Genomic DNA, 17,063 nt, shown 5'->3' with positions numbered 1-17,063 from the left:
TCTGACGCATGAGGAATGCGCTGCTCGCCGGACTCGGCGGTCCCATGGGCAGGTTCGCCCGCCCCGCCGGGCGTTGGTTCAACCCGCTCCTGTGGAGCATCCTCGTCGCGACGCTGCTGTTCCTCGTGCTGACGGTGCGGCAGCTGCCGTGCATCCAGACCTCGTCCCGCGACAACGTCGACGCGTTCATCCGGCTGTGCTACTCCGACATCTCCGTCGCCTGGACGAGCCAGCACTTCGGCGAGGGCGCCCTGCCGCTCGGCTCCGACCCGATGCTGCACCCGCCGCTGCTGGGCCTGGTCCTGCTCGTCGTGGTCCTGCTCACGAAGTGGCTGCGACCGGGCGGTGTCCCGACACCCGGGTCCGCGGGCAGCGCCCTCGACGTGCAGCTGGATCAGGCCCAGGTCTACTTCGGGCTCGTCGTGGTGATCCTGTTCGTGAGTTTCCTCGTGCTCGTGGTGTGCGTGAGCTTCCTCGGCCGCGACGCCCTGGAGGCCCGACGCCCGACGTGGGACGGGCTGCTCATCGCGGCTTCCCCCGTGGTGTTGGCGTCGGGGCTGATCTCCTACGACCTGCTGGGCATCGCCCTGTGCGCGCTCGGACTGCTCCAGTTCGCGAGGTCGCGCCCGGCCGTCGCCGGTCTCGTGCTGGGACTGGCGGCGGGGGTGTCACTGACCGCCGTGGCGGTGATCCTCGCCGTCGCCCTGACGATGGCGTTGCGGACGCAGGTCCGGGAGGTGTTCCGGTTCCTCGGTCCCGCCGCCGCGGCCCTCGCCGTCGTTCACCTGCCGTTGCTGCTGAGCAAACCCCAACTGGTGCTCGCCTTCTACCGCGGGGAGCTCAGCCGGGAGGCCGGGTACGGGTCGTTGCTGTTCGCGATGCGGTTCCTCGGCTGGGAGGTGCGCGCCGCCGGGTCCCTCGGTTTCATGCTGACCTGCTTGGCGTTGGTCCTCATCGTGACGTGGCTGTACCTGCGTCGGCTGCGTCCCCGCCTCGGGACGGTCGTCGCCCTGTTCCTGTTCCCGACGCTGCTCCTCGGCGCGTCCTTCGGCCCCCAGGCCGGGCTGTGGCTGCTGTTCGCGCTGGTCCTGGCGGCCCCCAGGCGTCCGCAGCTCATCGCGTTCACCGTCACCCAGGTGCTGTACTGGCTGGCGGTGTGGGGGTATCTGTCGAAGCATCTCACGCTGCAGCGCAGCGGCAACCCGAACCTCTACCTGCTGGCCCTGCTGCTGCGGGTCGGGGTGGAGCTGTGGATCCTCGTCGACTGCCTCCGCGACGCGGCCAAGCCGGGACGCGACATCCTCCGCACCCCGGACGTCCCGGACCCGATCGGCGGCATCCTCAACGACGGTGAGCGGCTCGCCGGTATCGACGAGCCGACGCTGGCGACGGAGGCCGAGGCCGCCGGAATCCCGGGCCGCCACCGGCCTTGATCCCTGGCCGAGGGTGGGTAGGGTTGCCGGGTATGGGATCAACAACTGTGTTGGGGCCACTCGGTCGGGCCCTCGGGGCCGGATCGGTCCGTAGCGCGCATCTCGGGGTCGTGGCTGCCCCCGTCGAGAGCGTCTGGGAGGCCCTCGTCACGTTGCGCTGGACCGACCTGCCGGTCGGCAGCGTCCTCATGCGGCTTCGAGGGCTCGGCCGGGTCGCCGACGATGTCACCTGCCTGGAACTGTTCGCCCCGTACGCGGCTATGCTGCAGGAACCGCCCCGCACCTGCGTCGTCGCGATGATCGGGAAGCCGTGGTCGCCCGTCCCGCGTACCCGCCCCGTCGGTTCCTTCGACGACTTCGTCGCCTTCAACGAGCCGGGGTGGCTCAAGTACGGCATGGAGTGGCGCCTCACCCCCACCGACGACTCCCGCACCCTCGTCGAGACCCGCACGCTGTGCCAGCCGACGAACCGTTCCGCTGCGGTCCTCTTCCGCGCCTACTGGACCTTCATCCGGGCCGGGAGTGCGCTCATCCGGAGGGAGATGATCGCCGGGATCCGCAGCCGTGCCGAGCAGAACGGGTCGTGAACGTCTGGTTCCTCGTCGCCGGTTTCCTGCTGCTCGCGGCCTGCGCCGTCCACGCCGTCGCCGGGGACAGGGAGCAGCGCCAGCTCCGTCCCGCCACCGGCGACGATCACGTCGGCTATTGGCTCACCGGACGTTGTGTCTTCCACATGGCCAGCATCGACCTGTTGGTGCAGGGGGTGGTCATCCTGCTGCTCGGTTTCCAGGTGATCCCCATCTCCTGGGCGCTAGTCGCACTCCTGCTGGCCCTCCAGGTGGGCTACCTCATCGCCTGGCTGGTCACTCTGGTGGCATCCGGGGCAAAGCGGAAGGACTACGGTCGACAAGCCCAGTGGGCCTTGTTCCTCATGGTCGTGGTACTGCTGTCGGTGGGATGGGCGATCCACTGACTGACCGTGAATGTCTGACGAATGTAGTACATTTGGTCTCATGCGTACGGTCACCAAACGCGAGCTGAACCAGAACACGGCCGCCACCCTTCAGCAGGTTGACGACGACAACGACGTCATCGTGACCGAACGAGGCAGGCCACGCTGGCGGATCAGCACGGTCAACGACTTCGAGGCGACGCTGTTGAGGTTGGAGCGTGAGGGCCGTTACACGCCGCCCTCGCCCAACCCTCCACCATGGCCGGATCATCCGGGCGGTCCTGCCTACACGGACGCCGAGGTCGAGGAACTGCTCCGTGAGATGCGCGGGGATCATTGAGTCATGCAGGGAGCCCTCGTCTACCTCGACTCCTCTGTGGCGCTCCGCGCGATCCTGAATGTTCCGCAGCGACCTCGGCTTCTGAGGTGGCTTGAGAGCCCGGACCGCTTCCTCGTCTCCTCACGACTGCTACGGACAGAGATCATTCGAACACTACGACGGGACGGTCGCCCTCTGGTGGAAGCCCAGCCTCTTCTCGCGCGTGTCGGGTTGTGGGACATCAGCCGCGAGACCCATGTGCTGGCTGAAGCCATCGGCCGCCACGTCAAGACCCTTGATGCGCTGCATCTCGCAACGGCTGTCCTGGTGGGTCAACCCATCACGATCGCCACACATGACGCCAGGATGGCCGCAGCGGCGGAGTACTTGGGGCTCCCCACCATTGATCCGGTGCTGGGCTGAGGATCAGTTCCAGCGCAGCTCGTCGACGGTCGTCGTCGTGAGGCGGCAGGTCACCGGGATCTCGTCGCCGACCTCGACCCCCGGCTCGGCCCCGCCGACGAACAGCATCGAGCCGTGCATGTGGGGTGGTTCCGCGAACGGGCGCTTCCGCCCGGCGATCGTGAACGGCGACAGCGACATGCCCACTGCATCCAGCATCCCCTTCGCCACCGTCACCGTCCGTGACCGGAGGCTCTTCTGCGACGGCGGGGCCGACAGTGCGATCCCGTGCGACGTACCACCCGAGACGACGACGATCCAGCCGTCGCGCGGCGCCCGCGCCTGGTGGTAGCCGTGCCGCTTCCCCCGCGTGACCCGGTGCACGTCGAGCACCGTCGCGGTCGTCGTCAACGACTCCTCCGCCCCCAGCCACAGCTGCGTGCCCATCCGCATCCGGGTCCGCACCCCGAGATGGGTCCGCAGCTTCCGGTAGTCGAGGACCCCCAGGTGCGACACCCACACCGCCCCACGCTGATGAGCCACGGCCGCCGAGGCCAGCCGCTGCGCCTCCGCCAGCACCCCCGTCGGCGGGAAGTGCAACGACCATCCCTCGAAGGTCACCGACGAGACGTCCACCGAGGCGATCTCCTCCGCCGTGATGCCGTGCCGGTTCATCGATGTCCTGATCTCCACCAGCACCCGGGTCCTCGGATGCGACCGCGACACCTGGTCGAGATCCTCCAGCCTGGAGACGGTGGTGATGACCCCGGGGTCGTCCAGCAGCGCAGTCGCGACGGGGTCGAAGGGGCGCCACGGGTTGAGCACGACGATGTCGCGGCTCCAGCCCGCCGCCCGCACGACCTCCACCTCCCGAGCGATGCCGACGGCGATGCAGTCATCGTTCATCCGGGCCGCCTCGCGGGCCAGCACGTCCAGGCCGAAGCCGTAGCCGTTGCCCTTCGCGACGGGCACCAGCCCGGGGAACTCGTCGTGGAGGGACCTGACGTTGGCCCGCCAGGCGCGGGTGTCGATGTTGAGGCTGAGAGTCATGTCACCGTCGCTTCAGGTACTGCTGGAAGGCGAAGTGGAGCAGCGGGTTGATGGGTCGATCCCATTCCCCGACGTGGGCGACGGCCTCGCCGCCCGTGCCCACCTTGAACTGGATGAGGCCGATCTCCGGGTCATCCGCGGCCAGCCCCTCGGTGATGCCCCTGAGGTCGTAGACCGTCGCGCCCGCGTCCCGGGCGTCGCGCATCATCTGCCACTGGATCGCGTTCGACCCGCGGACCTCCCGCTTCGCGGTGGTGGAGGCACCGTAGGAGTACCAGGCGTGCCGCCCCACCCGGATCCAGGTGGTCGCGGCGACGAGGTCGCCCTCGTGCTCGGCGAGATAGACGCGCATCCGATCCGGGGTCTCCTGGTTGAGGGCGTCCCACATCGTCTCGAAGTAGTCCAGCCCGCGCCCGACGAACCCGTCGCGGGCTGCGGTCTCCAGGTAGATCTCGTGGAACCGGGCCAGGTCGGCGCGCTCGCCGCGGGTCACGGTGACGCCGAGCTTCTCGGCCTTCTTGATGTTGCGACGCCACAGCTGGTTCATGCCCTTGAGCAGGGCGTCGTCGCTGAGGGCCGCGCCGTCGACATCCGTGAGCCGCACCTGGTAGTTGAACTTCGGCTGCCCGGCGGCGAAGCCGTGTCCCTCGCCCTGGGGTTGCCAGCCGAGATGCTCCAGCATCCGCATCACCCGGGTCCCGACGAGGGTGGTCTCATCCGGGGCGGCCTCGGAGAGCACCGAGATCTGCTCGTCGGCGATGGCGGCCTTCACGGTGGGGGCGAGCCAGCGTCGGTGCACCACCGTCGGGCCGATCCGCACGGCGAACGCCTTCCGGCGACGGGCATGGGCGACGAGCGCGTCGAGATGGGCCTCGACGTCGGTGCGTTCCCAGTCGAGGACCGGCCCCTCCGGCAGGTAGGCGAGGTACCGCTTGAGCTTCGGCAGCTGGCGGTACAGCACCAGCCCCACCCCGGTGAGGGTGTCACCGTCGAAGAAACCGATGGACTCGCTGCGCCATTCGGGCTTGGCCTGACCCCAGGAGGGGAGCTGCAGAAAACTGGCCTCGCCCAGCGCCTCGATGAACTCGAGATGCTGGGCGGGGGGGATGGTGTCGACGCGGATGCTCACAGCCCCAAACCTACCGGTTCACCGGGGGCGACGAGCGGGGGATCAGGTCATCGTGGAGTCAGCTGGCTGCGGATGTCCTCGGAGCCGCGCACCACCGCGAACGCGACCTCCAGCACCACCCGGATCGCGATGGCCCCGGCGACGAAGGTGACGGCACCGATGAGGAGCTGCACCAGGCCGTGCCCCGCATCCCGGGTGAAGGCGGTGATGACGTCGATGAGGACCAGCAGGCCGAACGCAGCCGTCAGCACCAGATAGGTGGCCTTGATGGCCCTGAGGGTGAGGAAGGAGGAGAAGTTGAGGTCGAGCAGCGAGCTGATGAACCCCGATGACGGCCGCGGCGGGGCGGGAGCCGGGGCTGGGGCCGCAGGGGGCTCGGGGGCCTGCGGCGGCTGGGTTCCCCAGGCCTCCATCGACTGCTGATCCCAGACCTGGCCGGTGGGCTGCGACTGCTCCCAGGCGTTGCCCTGGACGTTGGGGTCGTACGGCTGCTGTGGCGTGCTCATGGGGCAATCCTTCCAAGAAACGGGTGGAACGGGAACCGGCGGCGATGCCTCGCCGCCGGAACCAGTCACCACTGACCAATGGGATGTCAGACCTGGATGTCTCTCAGGTCCTCGCCGATCCGCATCCCGTAGAAGGACCGGTACACGAAGTAGCCGGAGATCAGCAGGAAGACCACCGCCAGCACATGCGCGACGGTCGATGCGCCCTGCGCGCCGATCGCGACCGCCAGCTCGACGGCGAGCAGCCCGAACAGCGTCGAGAACTTGATGACCGGGTTGAGGGCCACCGAGGAGGTGTCCTTGTAGGGGTCACCGACGGTGTCACCGACGACGGTGGCGTCGTGCAGGCCCGTCCCCTTCGCGGCCAGATCCACCTCGACGAGCTTCTTTGCGTTGTCCCAGGCGCCGCCCGCGTTCGCCATGAAGATGGCCTGGTACAGCCCGAACAGTGCCATGGCGACGAGGAATCCGATGAACAGGAACGGCTCGGCGAAGGCGAAGGCGAGGGTGGCGAAGAACACACCGAGGAAGATGTTGAACATGCCCTTCTGCGCGTACTGGGTGCAGATGGCCACCACCTTGTTGGAGTCCTCCGCGGAGGCCTTCGTCTCGCCGTCGAGGTGCATGTTGTTGCGGATGAACTCCACCGCCCGGTATGCGCCGGTGGTGACGGCCTGCATCGAGGCCCCCGTGAACCAGTAGATGACGGCGCCGCCGAGCAGCAGGCCCAGCAGGAAGGGGGCGTGGAGCAGGGACAGGTTCTCCAGCCCCGTGGTGAGCTTGTTCGTCAGCCCCATCATGATGGAGAAGATCATCGTGGTGGCGCCGACGACGGCGGTGCCGATGAGGACCGGCTTCGCGGTGGCCTTGAAGGTGTTGCCCGCCCCGTCGTTGGCCTCCAGGAAGTGCTTGGCCCGCTCGAAGTCGGCAGTGATCCCGTAGTCGCGCTGCAGGTCGTCGTGGATGCCCGGCAGTTCCTCGATGGTGGACAGCTCGAAGACGGACTGGGCGTTGTCGGTGACCGGGCCGTAGGAGTCGACGGCGATCGTCACCGGCCCCATCCCGAGGAAACCGAAGGCCACCAGGCCGAAGGCGAACACCGCCGGGGCGAGCATGATCTGACCCAGCCCGAGGGTGGAGATGAGGTAGGCCAGCCCCATGAGGCCCGTGATGGCCAGGCCGATCCAGTAGGCGGAGAAGTTGCCGGCCACCAGACCCGACAGGATGTTGAGCGACGCGCCCCCCTGGTTGGAGGAGACGACGACCTCGCGGGTGTGGCGGGCGTTGGTGGAGGTGAACACCTTGACCAGCTCGGGGATGAGGGCCCCGGCGAGGGTGCCGCAGCTGACGATGAGGGACAGCTTCCACCACAGCCCGTCGCCGAGCCCGCCGATGAGGGCGGCGGAGGTGGCGAAGGTGAGGGCGATGCACAGGATGGAGGTGATCCACACGAGGTTCGTCAGCGGCGCCTCGAAGTCCATCTCGTCGGCCTGCGCGTACCTGGCGCGGGTCATCGCCGCGTTGACGTAGTAGGAGATGCCCGAGGCCACCACCATGACCGCGCGGATGACGAAGATCCACACCAGCAGCTGCACCTGGATCAGCGGGTCGGAGATGCCGAGCAGGATGAAGGTGATGAGGGCGACGCCCGTGACGCCGTAGGTCTCGAAGCCGTCCGCGGAGGGGCCGACGGAGTCGCCTGCGTTGTCCCCGGTGCAGTCGGCGATCACGCCCGGGTTGCGGGCGTCGTCCTCCTTGATGTGGAAGACGATCTTCATGAGGTCGGCGCCGATGTCCGCGATCTTGGTGAAGATGCCGCCCGCGATGCGCAGGGCGGAGGCGCCGAGGGACTCACCGATGGCGAATCCGAGGAAGCACGCACCGGCGATCTCGCCGGGCAGGAACACCATGATGACGAGCATCATCGCCAGCTCGACGGAGATCAGCACCATGCCGATGCTCATCCCGGAACGCAGGGGGATGTCGTGGCACGGGTACGGCTTGCCCGCCATCGCGGCGTGCGCGGTGCGGGAATTGGCCAAGGTGTTGACGCGGATGCCGTACCAGGCGACCGCGTAGGAACCACCCATGCCGATGAGGGAGAAGAGGATCACCACGGCCGTCTTGCCCACCCCGAAGTTCGCGAGGAAGAGGTAGTAGACGACGATGATCGCGGCGATGAACGCCCACAGCAGCATGAGGAAACGGCCCTGCTGCTTCAGGTAGGTTCGGCAGGTGTCATAGATGAGTTCCGAGACCTCGCGCATCGCCTCGTGGGCGGGCATCCGCTTCAGCTGCGCGTAGGTGAGGATGCCGAAGGCCAACCCCAGCGCGCAGATGATGAGACCCAGGCCGAGCAGGGTGCCACCCGGCAGCCCCAGCATCGTCACCGCGTTGAGGTCGGGAAGCTGGAGGTTCGCCTCGCCGCCGACGTGGCCACCCCCCGTGCCAGCGCCGGACGAGCATCCTGCGAGCCCGATTGCGCCGATCGCGGCCCCGGGAAGCGCCCAGCGCCGTCGTGGATTGCCGTGAGTGTCCGCCCTCCTGGGCTCCTCGGTCATCGTTGCTCCCTTGCAGTGGTCTGGTGCCAGGCCCCGTCGCCGGACACCGTGGTCAGGACTTTACGCCGCTGGTGTGACACGTGTGTCGGCGGGGTGGGGTTGGGCAGATCCATTGCGCGGCAGGACAGGAGGGGGCCGGGTTTGGCATCATGCGGGGACACAGGAGGTGTTCGATGACAAGGGTGTGTTTCGAGTTGCGGGTCAAACCCGAACTGCTGGATGAGTACGTCGCCCGGCACTCCCCGGTGTGGCCGGAGATGCTCGCGGAGATCGAGGCGGCGGGCCGTCGCAACTACTCGCTGTTCCTCGCCGAGGGGGGCCGTCTGATCGGTTACTACGAGACCGATGACGACGAGGCCGCGCAGGCCTACCTGGCCGCCTCGCCCGTCGCTGCGCGCTGGGAGGCCGCGATGTCGCGGTTCTTCGTCGGGTTGGACGGCAGGGCCGACCAGGCGGCGACGCCGCTTCGGGAGGTCTTCAATCTCGCCGACCAGCTGGCGGCGGCTTCGCAGCAGTGACCCGTTGAGCGGATGCGCGGGCAGGGGGACGCCTGCCCGCGCATCCTCGTGCTCCGGTCCGGGTCAGGAACCCGAGACGATCCGATCCAGGACGTCGCCCCACTTGGATTCGAGGGCCGCGACGTCCGCGTCGGCGGGCAGGTGGTCGTGGCTGAGCCTCACCTCGGTGCCGTCGTCGACGGTGTGAAGCTGGAGGTCGACGAGGGTGGCGGGTGCGCCCTCGTGCGCGTGCCAGGAGAAGCGGATCTGCTCCAGGGGATGGAAGCTGCGGGTGATGCCGTACGTGCCGTCCGTGGCCCGCCAGTCCTCACCCTTGTTCCCGAGAACCCCACCCTCACCCAGCAGGGCGGCGACACCCTCGGGTTTCATGATGAAGTCCCACACCTCCTTGAGCGGGGTCCGGGTCACCCGGCTCACGACGACTTTGGTTTCGCTGACTGCCTCCGTGGTCTCCATGATGTACCTTTCGTCCACTCCGGACGTCGACCTTGGCGTCCGGTTCACCCAGCCTAGTCGGTCTCCCCGTCAGGCCAACAGTGGTAGAACGTTAGAGGGCGAGCGGCCACGGTTCACGTCGCACCGCAGTCCGAGCACGAACCGCCGTCCTGGTTCGTCGAGACCGCGGTTGAAACGTTTCAGCCGAAGCGGCCCGGCGGTTCGTGACCACCCCATCCGTCGGTCACCCCCTTCCCGCTCCCTCCCGTCGGCCTCCTCAGCACGCTGATTCGCCGGACTCAAGACAGGCGAAACCACCTGAAGGCAGGTGAACCCGGGGCAAGACAGGCGAACCCGAGACCTGCTCAGTTCTCCTGCGGCGTGCGTCCCTCGAGGACCCAGGTGAGGAACTCCTTGAGATCGCCGGTCTCGCCGTCGCGGCCGCCCCGTCCCACCTGCAGGGATGGGCGGGTCGCCTGGAGTTTCACACCGCGGAACCGGGCCATGAACCCGCCCGGCACGATGAGGACCTGGTAGCCGCCGTCGGTGTCGATGGCGATGGAACGGTTCTGCCTGAGGTACCAGCCCTGTTTGTCGGTGCGGACGACGTGCCCGTCGAGGGTGGTGGCGCGCAGCGGCACCGGGGCGATCCCGGCGGCCCGGGCGTCGCGGATGAACTGGTCGATGAGGACCTGGGCGCGGGAGGCCTCCAGATCGGCCGCCTGTTCCGCCAGTTCCAGGCGCCGCAGCGCGTCGGCCTTGCGTTGCTCCCTTTCATCCATGGCGGTCAGCCTACTCAGGGTGGAGGGGTCCCCGTCGGTGCCCCCGATGGCCTGTGCAAGGATGAGAACACCCTGTGACCCAAAAGGAGAGTTCAATGCCTGAATTCCGCTATGTCGACATGCTGCCCCTGGGTGAGGACGAGACCCCCTACCGGCTTCTGACGAAGGACGGGGTCGAGGTCGTCGAGGGGCCGAACGGGCGGAGCTTCCTCAAGGTGGCACCCGAGGCGTTGACCCTGCTGGCCGAGACCGCCATGCACGACATCGCCCACTACCTGAGGCCCGGGCACCTGCAGCAGCTGCGCACCATCCTCGACGACCCGGAGGCGTCGGCCAACGACAAGTTCGTGGCGCTGGACCTCATGAAGAATGCGAACATCGCGGCGGGTGGCACGCTGCCGATGTGCCAGGACACGGGAACCGCGATCATCATGGGCAAGCGCGGTCAGCACGTCCTGACGGAGGGCACCGACGAGGAGCCGCTGAGCCTCGGGGTGTACAACGCCTACACGAAGCTCAACCTGCGGTACTCGCAGAACGCCCCCATCACCACCTGGGAGGAGAGGAACACCGGCAACAACCTCCCCGCGCAGATCGAGCTGTACGCCGACACCGCCGAGGGGCACGAGAACACCTACAAGTTCCTGTTCATGGCCAAGGGCGGCGGCTCCGCGAACAAGAGCTACCTGTTCCAGGAGACGAAGGCGATCCTCAACCCCGACGCCATGATGTCCTTCCTCGACGCGAAGATCCGCAGCCTCGGCACCGCCGCCTGCCCGCCGTACCACCTCGCCGTCGTCATCGGCGGTACCTCCGCCGAGTTCTGCCTCAAGACCGCGAAGTACGCCTCCGCCCGCTACCTCGACTCGCTGCCGGAGCGCGGCGACCTCGCGGGCCACGGCATCCGTGACCGGGAGCTGGAGCAGCAGATCCTGGAGATGACCCGCAACTTCGGGATCGGCGCGCAGTTCGGCGGCAAGTACTTCTGCCACGACGTGCGGGTCATCCGCCTGCCCCGGCACGGCGCGTCGCTGCCGGTGGCGATCGCGGTGTCCTGTTCCGCGGACCGGCAGTGCCTGGCCAAGATCACACCCGAGGGGGTGTTCATCGAGCAGCTGGAGACCGACCCGTCGCGGTTCATGCCCGAGATCGTCGACGCCGACCTCGACGCGGAGACCGACGGTGTCTCCGGCACCGGCAAGGGCGCGGTGGTGCGGATCGACCTCAACCAGCCGATGGCCGACATCCTCGCCGAGCTGACGAAGCACCCCGTCAAGACCCGGGTGTCGCTGAGCGGCACCATCATCGTCGGCCGGGACATCGCCCACGCCAAGATCAAGGAACGCCTCGACGCCGGCGAGGAGATGCCGCAGTACCTCAAGGATCACCCCATCTACTACGCGGGCCCGGCGAAGACCCCCGAGGGGATGGCGTCGGGGTCGTTCGGCCCGACGACGGCGGGTCGGATGGACTCCTACGTCGACCAGTTCCAGGCGGCGGGCGGCTCCATGGTCATGCTGGCGAAGGGCAACCGGTCGCAGCAGGTGACCGACGCGTGCGCCAGGCACGGCGGCTTCTACCTCGGCTCGATCGGCGGCCCGGCGGCGCGTCTGGCGCAGGACTGCATCAAGAAGGTCGAGGTGGTGGAGTACCCGGAGCTCGGCATGGAGGCGATCTGGCGCATCGAGGTGGAGGACTTCCCGGCGTTCATCGTCGTCGACGACAAGGGCAACGACTTCTTCGCGGAGGTGTCGAAGCCGACGGTGCTGAACATCGGCAAGCGCGAGGGCTGCTGACGGCTGACGGGGCGGGGGCTCAGACGTCGCGGAGGCCGTCGCCCAGGGCGTCCAGCGCCGCCTCGACGTCCAGGGCCCGTGTCCCTGCGACCTCCTCCAGCAGGTGGCGGTAGGCCTCGAAGATGGTGTCGCGTTCCTCCGTCTCGATCCATGCGGAGCGGTTCCAGGCGTTGAACTGGGCCGCGATGCCGCGCATCTCCGTCGCGATCCGCTCCTGCCAGGCCGCCGCCGGTGCCTCCTCGGCCGCGTCGAGGAGGCGGCGACGGTGCTCCTTCCAGGCCGTGAAGGCGCGCTTGGCGAACCGGGAGGAGCGATGCGGGGATTCCTCCCACTCCCGGAACGGGTTGTGCCAGTTCTCCGCCACCCACTCCGGGGTGCGCAGCTGCCGGATCTCGGTGTCGACGCCCTTGTAGCTGCGACGCGCGGCCCGCCCCGCCGCGTCGGGGATGCTGCGGAGGTGGCAGTGCTCCAGCTGGGGCAGGTGGGGGAGCGCGTCGAAGCCGAAGCAGTCGGACATGGTGAGGCGACGCAGCTCGGGCCACGACGTGAGCGCCTCGATGTTCGCGACCATCGCCGGGGCGCCGTCGAGATGAAGGGCGTGCAGCCTCGGGTAGCTGCTGGCGAGTTCGGCCAGATCGAAGTGGTCGCCCGTCAGGTGCAGTTCCGTCGCGCCCGGGAGGGGGACGACGGCGGGAGTGGTCAGCTCCAGCCAGGGGCCGTCCCATTCGACGGGGACGGGGAACCGTAGGGTCAGCTCGTCGATCTGCGGCGGGAGGCGCAGTTCCGGCAGGGCCGCCTCGACGTGGACCTCGTGGAGCAGGGGCAGGGCCGTGATGAGTTCGACGAGGTGCGGGTAGGGGCGTTCCAGGGTGATCCCGGTGGCCAGGCGGAGCTGTTTCAGCTCCTCGAGTGGGGCGTCGAGCACCTCGTCGTTGATCCAGCTCCTCGGCACCCGTTGCCTGACGCCGCCCAGGGTGAGCCACGCCGGGCGGTCGCCGAGCTCGGCCTTGATCGCCGGTCCGCCCCGCTGCTGCCACCACCACTCGTACCCGGCCTCGCTCGCCCGGAAGAAGCCGTAACACTCCTGCCACTGCGTCACCAACGGCGGCAACCACCCCAGCTCCCGGAAGTAGCGGGGGATGTGGGCGTCGGAGGTGATGACGGTGATCTCCCCCTCGTAGCCGTACCGATGGGCGTGCAGCGGGCCGAGGCCGTCGAGGGTGGTGGGGAGGTCGGGCTCGAAGTGGTCGAGGCTCAGCCAGGACCGGGTCCGCGGCCCCACCCCGACGAGCTGCGCCAGGCCCCAGCGCTGGTGCCGGTGGTCGAAGATGCCGTAGACCGTGCCGATCCGGGGAGAGCTCACGTGGACAGTGTAGAAGTGGTAGGCGGGCTGGCCTCGACGCGCCGGAACGGTGACCCGCGACCGCCAATAGCACGCCGTGCTAGGTTGGCTGCATGGCAACGAGGCAGGAACAGATCGTGGCGGCGGCCTGCCGGCTCGCGCGAAGCTCCGGGCTGAACGCGGTGACCGTCAGGGCTGTCGCCGGGGCCGTCGGGATCGGGATGGGGACGCTTCGGCACTACTTCCCCAGCCAGGATGCCCTCCACGTCGCGGTCCTCGACCGCCTGGTGTGTGACACCGTCGACGACTCCTCGCTCCGGGATCACGACCTCGCCCCCGCCGAGCGCCTGTCGACCTGCCTGCGACAGCTCCTCCCCGACGAACGCCGGGACCACGAGATGTGGTTCGCCAGGCACCACGCCGGGATCGGCGCCGAGGCCACCGAGACCAGCCGGCAACACCTCGCCGCCACCACCCGCCGCACCCGGGAGCAGGTCACCGCCTGGCTGGAGCAGCTCGTCGCCGACGGGGCCCGGCTGCGACCGCGGGAGCGGATCAGCAGGTTCCGCACTGCGCGGGAGCCACTCAGCATCGAGGAGGCCGCGCTGATGCTCACCGCCCTCATCTCCGGCCTGCGGCTGGAGATCCTCACCCCCGACTCCGGCACGACGGTGGCCGAGGCCCGCGACCTGCTCGCCCACGTCGTCGACGACCTCGTCTCGTGAGGAGCAACCGCATCATCCGTCGGTGCGGGGTGCGGTTCATCGAGCGCCCCCTCGCGGACGGTCGCGCCGAGATCGCCTACACCCGCACCGGGCCGCCGGGAGGGCAGGTGGTCCTGGTGCTTCCCGGCGGCCCGGGCGTCGCCTCCGTGTGGCCGTACCGGGGGCTGCGGCACCGTGCGGCGCGGCTGGGGCTGGACCTGGTGATGGTCGAGCACCGGGGCGTGGGGCTGTCCCGGGCGGGATTCGGCCGGGGTGACATGGGCGTCGAGGCGGTCCTCGACGACATCGCCGCCGTCCTCGACGCGGAGGGCATCGACCGGGTCCTCATCCATGGCACCTCCTATGGGAGCTACCTGGCGCAGGGCCTGGGGGTGCTCCATCCGGAGCGGGTCGCCGGGATGATCCTCGACTCCGCGATGCTCTCCGCGGGGGACATGACGGTCGTCCTCGACGAGCTGAACCGGCTCTACTGGCACGGCACCGAGGCCACCCACCGGCAGGCGGGGATCGTGCGCGGCCTCGTCGCTGAGGGCGTCGTCACGGGGGCCGAGCTCGGATTCCCTCTCCAACTCCTCCACGAGTTCGGCGGGACCGAGCTCGTCGACCGGGCCCTCACCCTGCTCAGGCAGGGCCGAGGGCGGCGGACCTGGCGGTGGCTGCGTCACCTGGGCGATCTCGAGGTGTTGACACCACACCCCAACGTCATGGAGTTCGACCTGGCCGGGGAGATCGCGTTCCGGGAACTGGCCTACGACGGACCCGTCGGGGAATGGGTGCTCGACGTGCGTGCCCCGTTCCGCGCCATCGCCGACCAGTTCTCCCCCTTCGCCTGGGAGCCGTTCCGGTTCGAGAGGGAACTGGGGCGCTTCGACTGGCCGACGGTGGTGCTGAGCGGTGACCGCGACCTGCGCGCTCCGCGTCCGGTCGCCGAGCGGATCGTCGACCTGACACCGGGGGCGGCCCTGGTGCCGGTGGCCCGGCACGGGCACAGCGCCCTCGACACCCAACCCGGCCTGGCCCTGGCGGTGATGCAGGCCATGGTCGACGGCCTCACCCCGGCGACGCTCGCGCAGCGGTCGTGGTGCGGCCGTCCCGGGGCCCTCACCCGGATGCTGGAGGCACGACTGGCGTTGGCATCCCTGGGGGCGGGACGTCCCGGCAGCGGGTGAGTTTCGACGGGTTGCGCATCAGGTACAGCCGGGCGATGCGACCCTCCTCGACCCCCACCCAGACCACCTGGTCGACAACCCCGTCCAGCAGCACCAGCTGGGCATCGGCCCGGTTCAGCCGAGTCGGGATGAAGGTGAACCGTCCGGCGAACTGCCCGGCCAACCCGGCGAGGAACCGGGCCACCGGCTCGGCCCCGACCACGGGTCGCCGCGCCGCCGTCACCTTGCCGCCACCGTCGGCGACGAGGGCGACATCGGCGGTCAACAGGTCCACCAGATCCGCGACCTGGCCGTGGTGGATCGCGGCGAAGAACCGGGAGACCAGGTCGCGGGTGGCGGAGTCGTCGTGGGTGAATCGGGGGCGACGCCGCGCCGCGTGGCTGCGGGCCCGGGAGGCGGCCTGCCGCACCGCGGCCGGGGAACGATCGAGCATGCGGGCGACCTCGTCGAAGCTGAAGGCGAAGACGTCGTGCAGCAGCAGGCAGGCGCGCTCGATGGGGGAGAGGGACTCCAGGGCGACGAGGAGGGCAACCTCGACCTCCTGGGCGTGCTCGACCGCCGCGTCGGCTCCGTCGCTGGTCAGGACCGGTTCGGGTAGGTAGGGGCCGACGTAGTCGACGCGACGGGTGCGGAGCCGGTCGATGGCGAGGTTGGTGGCGACGCGGGCGAGGAGGGCGCGTGGGTCGCGGACGTCCCGGGTTGCCCACACCCGCGTCACCGCCTCCTGTGCGATCTCCTCCGCATCCGCCCAGCAGCCGGTGATGTCGTAGGCGAGCCGCACGGCGAGATCGCGGTGCTCCGCTGCCGGGATCATGCCGGCCCCCTGGACCACAGGGCGGGGCCATAGCCGGTCGCGAAGCGGGAGGGGACCAGCCAGGCCGCCCGGGAGATGATCTCCTTCGCCAGTGCGCCCAGCCTTCCGATGAGAACCCGACCGGTCGGCGTGCCGTCCGGGTGCAGGAACTCGCAGCTGCCGACGCCCCGCCCCAAGGAGAGAAGACGCTTGTCGTAGCCGAAATCGAGGGGCTTCGGTTCGCGCCCGGCGAGGCTGGCGAGCACCGCGTCGGCGACGGTGGCCCCCATCGGCATCGCGGAGGCGCAGCCGGTGCGCATCCAGTCGCGGCCCGCCACCCGGACCGCGTCGCCTGCGCCCCACAGCCCGGGCTGCGGGACGCCGTCGTGGAGGATACGCAGGTGGCGGTCGACGGTGAGGGAGCCGCCGGTGAGGGGTTCCGGGGCCGGGCCGGTGGTGTCGATGGTGAGGTCGCCGCCCTGCGGTTCGGGGGCGAGGTCGATGCCGAGCTGTTCGAACCGGGTGAGGAGCTGGCGGCGGGCGGTGCGGGCCAGGGCGGTGCCGACGGGGGCGTCGTGGATCAGCCGGAGGGTGAGATCCGGCCGCGCGGCAGCGATCTCGGCGACCGTCTCGATTCCCGTCAGTCCGGCCCCGATCACCTCCACGGTTCCCGAGCGTAGCCTGGCCAGCTCGTCGCGGAGGGAGAGGGCGGTCTCGAGGGAGTCGAGGGAGCCCGGTCGCGCCACACCCCTGCCGCAGGCCACCACGATGTGCGAGGCCGTGAGGGTGCGCCCGTCGGCCAGGCTCACCTGACCCGGGACCACGTCGACGACCTCGGCTCGGAGCAGGTCGGCGCGACGGTGGAGTCGATCCCTCAAGGGACATGCCACTTTGTCGACATCTCGGGTTCCCGCGACGAGCTGGTGCAGCCGAATCCGGTCGACGGCGCGGTCCCGACGGTCGATGAGCAGCACCCGTGCGCGGCGGGCCATCCGGTTGGCGGCCAGGAGACCGGCGTAACCGGCTCCGATCACGATGACATCCATACCCATGCGACGATCCGGGCGGTCGTTTCGTGACATGCCCACTCCAGCGCCCACGCTCGCCCCTACCCCTCAGTCTCGCCTGCCCTGAGTCCGGCTCGCCTGCCT

General features: G+C 69.3%; 18 protein-coding genes. 9 read left to right on the top strand and 9 right to left on the bottom strand.

Going from position 1 to position 17,063, the window contains the following annotated elements; all coding sequences use genetic code 11:
* The first annotated feature begins 8 nt into the window (after window positions 1-8).
* Genes EII35_RS08610 through EII35_RS08590 form a run of 5 tightly spaced genes read left to right on the top strand, consistent with a single transcriptional unit; the run spans window position 9 to window position 3,127 of the window.
* The gene (locus EII35_RS08610; protein WP_125228060.1) at window positions 9-1,433 is read left to right on the top strand and encodes a glycosyltransferase 87 family protein; all 1,425 of its coding nucleotides are present in this window, start codon (window positions 9-11) and stop codon (window positions 1,431-1,433) included.
* Between the two features lie 32 nt (window positions 1,434-1,465).
* Window positions 1,466-2,020 carry a hypothetical protein gene (locus EII35_RS08605; protein ID WP_125228059.1) on the top strand — a complete coding sequence of 185 codons (555 nt, stop codon included), beginning with the start codon at window positions 1,466-1,468 and terminating at the stop codon, window positions 2,018-2,020.
* Complete coding sequence (locus EII35_RS08600; protein WP_125228058.1) at window positions 2,017-2,406, top strand: hypothetical protein; 390 nt, start codon at window positions 2,017-2,019, stop codon at window positions 2,404-2,406. The genes EII35_RS08605 and EII35_RS08600 overlap by 4 nt, the downstream gene beginning before the upstream one ends.
* A 40-nt stretch (window positions 2,407-2,446) precedes the next feature.
* Window positions 2,447-2,725 (top strand): type II toxin-antitoxin system Phd/YefM family antitoxin, encoded by a 279-nt coding sequence (locus tag EII35_RS08595; protein WP_125228057.1) that lies wholly within the window; start codon window positions 2,447-2,449, stop codon window positions 2,723-2,725.
* A gap of 3 nt (window positions 2,726-2,728) precedes the next feature.
* Window positions 2,729-3,127, top strand: a complete 399-nt coding sequence (locus tag EII35_RS08590) for a type II toxin-antitoxin system VapC family toxin (RefSeq protein ID WP_125228056.1) — start codon at window positions 2,729-2,731, stop codon at window positions 3,125-3,127.
* Window positions 3,128-3,130: 3 nt separating this feature from the next.
* Here the strand turns inward: EII35_RS08590 and EII35_RS08585 are convergent, their stop codons facing one another.
* From EII35_RS08585 to EII35_RS08570, 4 genes are all read right to left on the bottom strand, one after another.
* Window positions 3,131-4,156: an alanine racemase gene (locus tag EII35_RS08585; protein ID WP_125228055.1), complete on the bottom strand. Its 1,026-nt coding sequence runs from the start codon at window positions 4,154-4,156 to the stop codon at window positions 3,131-3,133.
* A gap of 1 nt (window position 4,157) precedes the next feature.
* A complete protein-coding gene (locus EII35_RS08580; protein WP_125228054.1) occupies window positions 4,158-5,285 on the bottom strand; it encodes a lipid II:glycine glycyltransferase FemX in 1,128 nt (375 codons plus the stop codon).
* 47 nt (window positions 5,286-5,332) lie between these two features.
* Window positions 5,333-5,791: a DUF4282 domain-containing protein gene (locus EII35_RS08575; RefSeq protein ID WP_125228053.1), complete on the bottom strand. Its 459-nt coding sequence runs from the start codon at window positions 5,789-5,791 to the stop codon at window positions 5,333-5,335.
* Window positions 5,792-5,877: 86 nt separating this feature from the next.
* Window positions 5,878-8,352 carry a sodium-translocating pyrophosphatase gene (locus tag EII35_RS08570; protein ID WP_125228052.1) on the bottom strand — a complete coding sequence of 825 codons (2,475 nt, stop codon included), beginning with the start codon at window positions 8,350-8,352 and terminating at the stop codon, window positions 5,878-5,880.
* 173 nt (window positions 8,353-8,525) lie between these two features.
* On the opposite strand from EII35_RS08570, the gene EII35_RS08565 reads away from it, so the two are divergent.
* Window positions 8,526-8,870 carry an L-rhamnose mutarotase gene (locus tag EII35_RS08565; protein ID WP_125228051.1) on the top strand — a complete coding sequence of 115 codons (345 nt, stop codon included), beginning with the start codon at window positions 8,526-8,528 and terminating at the stop codon, window positions 8,868-8,870.
* A gap of 63 nt (window positions 8,871-8,933) precedes the next feature.
* Here EII35_RS08565 and EII35_RS08560 read toward each other — a convergent pair whose 3' ends face one another.
* The gene (locus EII35_RS08560; RefSeq protein ID WP_125228050.1) at window positions 8,934-9,326 is read right to left on the bottom strand and encodes an SRPBCC family protein; all 393 of its coding nucleotides are present in this window, start codon (window positions 9,324-9,326) and stop codon (window positions 8,934-8,936) included.
* Window positions 9,327-9,670: 344 nt separating this feature from the next.
* Window positions 9,671-10,087 (bottom strand): hypothetical protein, encoded by a 417-nt coding sequence (locus EII35_RS08555; protein WP_125228049.1) that lies wholly within the window; start codon window positions 10,085-10,087, stop codon window positions 9,671-9,673.
* 95 nt (window positions 10,088-10,182) lie between these two features.
* On the opposite strand from EII35_RS08555, the gene EII35_RS08550 reads away from it, so the two are divergent.
* The gene (locus EII35_RS08550; protein WP_125228048.1) at window positions 10,183-11,883 is read left to right on the top strand and encodes a fumarate hydratase; all 1,701 of its coding nucleotides are present in this window, start codon (window positions 10,183-10,185) and stop codon (window positions 11,881-11,883) included.
* A gap of 19 nt (window positions 11,884-11,902) precedes the next feature.
* Here the strand turns inward: EII35_RS08550 and EII35_RS08545 are convergent, their stop codons facing one another.
* Window positions 11,903-13,246, bottom strand: coding sequence for a hypothetical protein (locus tag EII35_RS08545; protein WP_125228047.1), 1,344 nt, complete (start codon window positions 13,244-13,246; stop codon window positions 11,903-11,905).
* A gap of 92 nt (window positions 13,247-13,338) precedes the next feature.
* Here EII35_RS08545 and EII35_RS08540 point away from each other — a divergent pair, with 92 nt between their 5' ends.
* Window positions 13,339-13,950, top strand: a complete 612-nt coding sequence (locus tag EII35_RS08540) for a TetR/AcrR family transcriptional regulator (protein WP_125228046.1) — start codon at window positions 13,339-13,341, stop codon at window positions 13,948-13,950.
* A complete protein-coding gene (locus EII35_RS08535; protein WP_125228045.1) occupies window positions 13,947-15,119 on the top strand; it encodes an alpha/beta fold hydrolase in 1,173 nt (390 codons plus the stop codon). Before EII35_RS08540 ends, EII35_RS08535 begins: the two co-directional genes overlap by 4 nt.
* Here the strand turns inward: EII35_RS08535 and EII35_RS08530 are convergent.
* Both EII35_RS08530 and EII35_RS08525 read right to left on the bottom strand, forming a co-directional pair.
* Entirely contained in the window at window positions 15,052-15,933 is an 882-nt protein-coding gene (locus tag EII35_RS08530) for a sigma-70 family RNA polymerase sigma factor (protein WP_125228044.1), read from the bottom strand. The two genes, EII35_RS08535 and EII35_RS08530, sit on opposite strands and share 68 nt — an antisense overlap.
* A complete protein-coding gene (locus EII35_RS08525; protein WP_125228043.1) occupies window positions 15,930-16,994 on the bottom strand; it encodes an FAD-dependent oxidoreductase in 1,065 nt (354 codons plus the stop codon). The genes EII35_RS08530 and EII35_RS08525 overlap by 4 nt, the downstream gene beginning before the upstream one ends.
* Window positions 16,995-17,063: the final 69 nt, after the last annotated feature.

Source organism: Arachnia propionica, assembly GCF_003932785.1.
Lineage (GTDB): Bacteria > Actinomycetota > Actinomycetes > Propionibacteriales > Propionibacteriaceae > Arachnia > Arachnia propionica_B.
Note: the sequence above shows the minus strand (reverse complement) of the source record. Positions and strands in the feature narration are given on the sequence as shown.

What these genes read in the sequence shown, in the direction of transcription:
- EII35_RS08610 (WP_125228060.1), top strand. Translation starts at nt 9, where the DNA reads ATGAGGAATGCGCTGCTCGCCGGACTCGGCGGTCCCATGGGCAGGTTC.
- EII35_RS08605 (WP_125228059.1), top strand. Translation starts at nt 1,466, where the DNA reads ATGGGATCAACAACTGTGTTGGGGCCACTCGGTCGGGCCCTCGGGGCC.
- EII35_RS08595 (WP_125228057.1), top strand. Translation starts at nt 2,447, where the DNA reads ATGCGTACGGTCACCAAACGCGAGCTGAACCAGAACACGGCCGCCACC.
- EII35_RS08590 (WP_125228056.1), top strand. Translation starts at nt 2,729, where the DNA reads ATGCAGGGAGCCCTCGTCTACCTCGACTCCTCTGTGGCGCTCCGCGCG.
- EII35_RS08585 (WP_125228055.1), bottom strand. Translation starts at nt 4,156, where the DNA reads ATGACTCTCAGCCTCAACATCGACACCCGCGCCTGGCGGGCCAACGTC.
- EII35_RS08575 (WP_125228053.1), bottom strand. Translation starts at nt 5,791, where the DNA reads ATGAGCACGCCACAGCAGCCGTACGACCCCAACGTCCAGGGCAACGCC.
- EII35_RS08570 (WP_125228052.1), bottom strand. Translation starts at nt 8,352, where the DNA reads ATGACCGAGGAGCCCAGGAGGGCGGACACTCACGGCAATCCACGACGG.
- EII35_RS08565 (WP_125228051.1), top strand. Translation starts at nt 8,526, where the DNA reads ATGACAAGGGTGTGTTTCGAGTTGCGGGTCAAACCCGAACTGCTGGAT.
- EII35_RS08560 (WP_125228050.1), bottom strand. Translation starts at nt 9,326, where the DNA reads ATGGAGACCACGGAGGCAGTCAGCGAAACCAAAGTCGTCGTGAGCCGG.
- EII35_RS08555 (WP_125228049.1), bottom strand. Translation starts at nt 10,087, where the DNA reads ATGGATGAAAGGGAGCAACGCAAGGCCGACGCGCTGCGGCGCCTGGAA.
- EII35_RS08550 (WP_125228048.1), top strand. Translation starts at nt 10,183, where the DNA reads ATGCCTGAATTCCGCTATGTCGACATGCTGCCCCTGGGTGAGGACGAG.
- EII35_RS08540 (WP_125228046.1), top strand. Translation starts at nt 13,339, where the DNA reads ATGGCAACGAGGCAGGAACAGATCGTGGCGGCGGCCTGCCGGCTCGCG.
- EII35_RS08530 (WP_125228044.1), bottom strand. Translation starts at nt 15,933, where the DNA reads ATGATCCCGGCAGCGGAGCACCGCGATCTCGCCGTGCGGCTCGCCTAC.
- EII35_RS08525 (WP_125228043.1), bottom strand. Translation starts at nt 16,994, where the DNA reads ATGTCACGAAACGACCGCCCGGATCGTCGCATGGGTATGGATGTCATC.